Raw genomic sequence first — 3,257 nt, 5'->3', positions numbered from 1 at the left:
ACTCAGTCGGAGCTTGTACCCCGACTGAGTATAGTTTGTCATAACCCCCACCTACGCTAATGCTTAGAGGTGGGGGATTTCTCCGACTGAGTTAAAATTTGTATAATTCAATCATAAGACTTGTGAGATTTTCTCCGAGAGAAAGCGCCATCACTTCATCACCGTTGAGGATGCGTCCGCGTTTCCATTCGCCGTTTACGACTTCGCCTTCTTCTAAGCGTACAACATCGACTTTACATTTCTCGCCTTCTTTGACTCTAAATTCAAGCGAACTCATCATTCCTACGATCAGGAATCGGTTTGGATCCAGTTCAAAAATCATTCCGGCGCCAAGCGGTTTTGCAGTGGCACGGGGAGCATATTTGATTGCCAGATCATAGTTTGCAAAGTGAAGAAAAGTACCGTAATCGGTTTCTCCTTTTCGAACATAACTTTGAAGTTGATCGGTTCCGCGATATTTCAAGTACAGCGGTTTCACTTGATTCATAAAGTTGTAGGTGCTTCTTAATAATTCTTTGCTGCCTGTGATATCGAATGCCGATGGATCAATATTTAAGGCAATCATTACTTCCATCGGTGGATGGTCAACTACTTCAGGAGGTAGCGCTAATTCTTCAATTCCAAAAGGAGAGAAGCAAATCGCATGATGCTTTCCAAATGCGTAGAGGCAGTAGGAAGCAGCCACGGCATCCTTGCGCACTTCCGGAATGAACAGCGGATTGTCCAAGGTTGTATATTCATCCATAATGTTGGCCACATATGGCACGTAGATATCCGGAGCCAGAGTGAATAAACTTGGGGCAACAGCCTGCCAAATCTTATGAACATCAGGAACAGGACCGCCGGATGGATAAGAACCCGGATACCAAGGATACTGTTTTAACCAGGAATTGGCATAGCATGGAAGCGGATATTCCTTGATGCCTGCGCTTGCAATCTCTTCGACTGCTTTTCCGAAATAATATGCCATAAAGTATTCCTCTGCCTGAGTGCCAAATGCTTCTTTCCAGGAGCCTGACACCTGATAAAGAGAAGCGATTGTATCCGGAACCGCTTCGAGAAATGCTTTATTTGCAGCGTCGCAGTAATCACGCGCCGTTCCCAAAAGACCGATTTCGTTTTCGACCTGCATGACAATAACGGTGGACGCTTCCTGATCCACATCGCGAATATGTGCCATCAGTTTCGAAAATGCATAGGCATCCTTTTCGATTGCAGCGCGGCAGAATGGAGAGATGGTTTTGGTTTTCTCTCCGTTTATGGTTTCGGCGCGGAAATAAGTGTTCGTATCTTTTTTCATCCAGCCCGGCACATACATGGATTGGGCATTTTTCCACAGGCCGAACCAGAGAAAAATAATTTTCATATTGTATGTGCGCGCTTGCGAAATCAGGCCATCGATGAGGGTGAAGTCAAAGTGACCCTCTTCCGGTTCGATACATTCCCAATAAGATGGAATGATGACCGAGTTTAATCCAATCTCCTGTAGAGCCGGCCAAACATGAGCCTCCATATAGTCTAAATCGCTGGCACTTGAATTATGCAATTCACCGCTGAGACAAAAAAACGGCTCATCATTTACAAACAGTGTTTTGAAGCCATTTTGTGTTTTAATAGTTGGTATTGATGACATAAAAACCCTCCAATTATAAATAATATGTGAGCCTATCAGATATCCGTTTAAACTTAGATGAATGTTTGTGTAGAGTAGGCTCTTTCCCCTATTCATTATGATATCACTTCCTGAAAATGTTGTAATCATAAAATGCGAGCTTAATATATGTTTTGAATATTTTGCTCGTCGGTATCGAATCGATACCGGTCCTGTTGAGTTTTTCAAAAATAGAAAATATAATAAGATTATTCAAAGATAGCGCGCATCATTGAAGGAAACAAAGGAGAGGTCAATGGACGAGATTGATGAAAAGCTTTTGAATATGATCAAGGGAAATGCCAGAATGACATACCAGGAAATGGGAAATGCTCTTGGCATGACAAGAATGGCAGCAAAAAAGCGTGTGAAAAAATTGGAAGAAGCAGGCATCATCCGCGGATATAATACGACGATATACAGAGAGGATGAAGTGACAATGATGATAGACATCACGACAACTCCGGAATCATTCGAAAAAGTATTGGAGTATGTATCCACCAGAACGGCTTTTGTTCGACAAATCTTTCGCACCACCAAGGAAAATCATATTCATATCGTAGCTGCATCAACAGATATCAGTGACCTTAAATATTTACTCAAGATGATTCAGAAAAGCTGTGGAGAAGAGATTGAACATTTCAGCTGTCATGCCGTTACTGAAATCATCAAAGATGTCTACGGAGGTGTGCGCTATGACAAAGAACAGCGAAAAATACGAACAAATCAAAAAGATATTTAAAGATGCAGCAGGAATTGGACTACACGAAAGGCACGGGGGAAAATTTTATTTTTCAATGCGGTTAACACCCCAAATGGAAGTCTGCGATATCGCAGTATTAGACTTAAGCGTGCGGGCAACAAATGGATTGCGACGCGCAGGATATCATACAGTTGGAGAACTGTGCATTGATTTATCGAACGGAGCCGATTTAAAAAAGATCCGAAATTGTGGAGCAAAAAGTTACTCGGAAATCATGGAAAAGCTGTTTCTTTTCAATCTGGCCAATATGTCAGAACAGAGACAAAGACTGTTTATACTGGAAACGATTGAGAAGAATCATAGAATGTGAGGAAGCTTATGTTAGATGATTTTGATGAATTGCAGGATGGTTTATATGATTTAAATCATGATGGAAAGTTGGATGATTTCGAAAAAAATGCTCAGTTGTATGATTCTTTACAATTCTTAGAGCACGACGATCATGGTACTTTTCATCAAAGAGGCGCAAAGAAAAATATTAAAGTTCAATGGTGGATTTTGGTCCTGGCATTTATCCTGCAATTCATTCCCGGTTGCACACTCATAGGGACAATCCTGGCGCTTGGTTATCTGTATTATGTGATCTTTTTTCTATAATTCAAAGGAGAAGGGAAAGCAATGAAACTAAAGAATGTATTAATCGCTATCATGAACTGTTTGGCCTCGATACAATACTGGACAATGATGGAAACATGATACTGACGGAAGGTCTTGTACTTCAGGAAGAAAAATACTGGAAAGAATTCCTCGGCACAGAAATTATTCCGGAGAACAATACCTGTGAACTTTATCTCAGTCGGGGTTACAATCTCCGACTGAGATAAACGCTCCGCGAGGATGCGC

At 41.4% G+C, this 3,257-nt stretch carries 4 protein-coding genes and 1 pseudogene; 4 read left to right on the top strand and 1 reads right to left on the bottom strand.

Features of this window, described 5'->3' with window-relative positions; translation table 11 throughout:
• Positions 1–91 precede the first annotated feature (91 nt).
• Complete coding sequence (locus CSX02_RS07635; protein WP_099386235.1) at positions 92–1,633, bottom strand: DUF5597 domain-containing protein; 1,542 nt, start codon at positions 1,631–1,633, stop codon at positions 92–94.
• A gap of 274 nt (positions 1,634–1,907) precedes the next feature.
• Here CSX02_RS07635 and CSX02_RS07630 point away from each other — a divergent pair, with 274 nt between their 5' ends.
• The 4 genes and pseudogenes from CSX02_RS07630 to CSX02_RS14135 all read left to right on the top strand — a co-directional run.
• On the top strand, positions 1,908–2,393 hold the full coding sequence (locus tag CSX02_RS07630) for an Lrp/AsnC family transcriptional regulator (protein WP_099386234.1): 486 nt from the start codon (positions 1,908–1,910) through the stop codon (positions 2,391–2,393).
• Positions 2,347–2,724: a DNA-directed RNA polymerase subunit alpha C-terminal domain-containing protein gene (locus tag CSX02_RS07625; RefSeq protein ID WP_207653761.1), complete on the top strand. Its 378-nt coding sequence runs from the start codon at positions 2,347–2,349 to the stop codon at positions 2,722–2,724. The genes CSX02_RS07630 and CSX02_RS07625 overlap by 47 nt, the downstream gene beginning before the upstream one ends.
• A gap of 8 nt (positions 2,725–2,732) precedes the next feature.
• Positions 2,733–3,011 (top strand): hypothetical protein, encoded by a 279-nt coding sequence (locus CSX02_RS07620; protein WP_099386232.1) that lies wholly within the window; start codon positions 2,733–2,735, stop codon positions 3,009–3,011.
• Positions 3,008–3,205, top strand: a pseudogene (locus CSX02_RS14135) (hypothetical protein); the annotation flags it as partial. The gene CSX02_RS07620 and the pseudogene CSX02_RS14135, both read left to right, overlap by 4 nt.
• Between the last annotated feature and the right edge of the window lie 52 nt (positions 3,206–3,257).

It is taken from the genome of Agathobacter ruminis (assembly GCF_002735305.1).
Classification (GTDB): domain Bacteria; phylum Bacillota; class Clostridia; order Lachnospirales; family Lachnospiraceae; genus Roseburia; species Roseburia ruminis.
The sequence above is the reverse complement of the archived record's forward strand: the minus strand, read 5'-3'. Positions and strand labels throughout refer to the sequence as shown.

Bases quoted from the DNA above. Each gene is read 5' to 3' on its own strand.
- CSX02_RS07635 (WP_099386235.1), bottom strand. From the start codon at position 1,633: ATGTCATCAATACCAACTATTAAAACACAAAATGGCTTCAAAACACTG.
- CSX02_RS07630 (WP_099386234.1), top strand. From the start codon at position 1,908: ATGGACGAGATTGATGAAAAGCTTTTGAATATGATCAAGGGAAATGCC.
- CSX02_RS07625 (WP_207653761.1), top strand. From the start codon at position 2,347: ATGACAAAGAACAGCGAAAAATACGAACAAATCAAAAAGATATTTAAA.
- CSX02_RS07620 (WP_099386232.1), top strand. From the start codon at position 2,733: ATGTTAGATGATTTTGATGAATTGCAGGATGGTTTATATGATTTAAAT.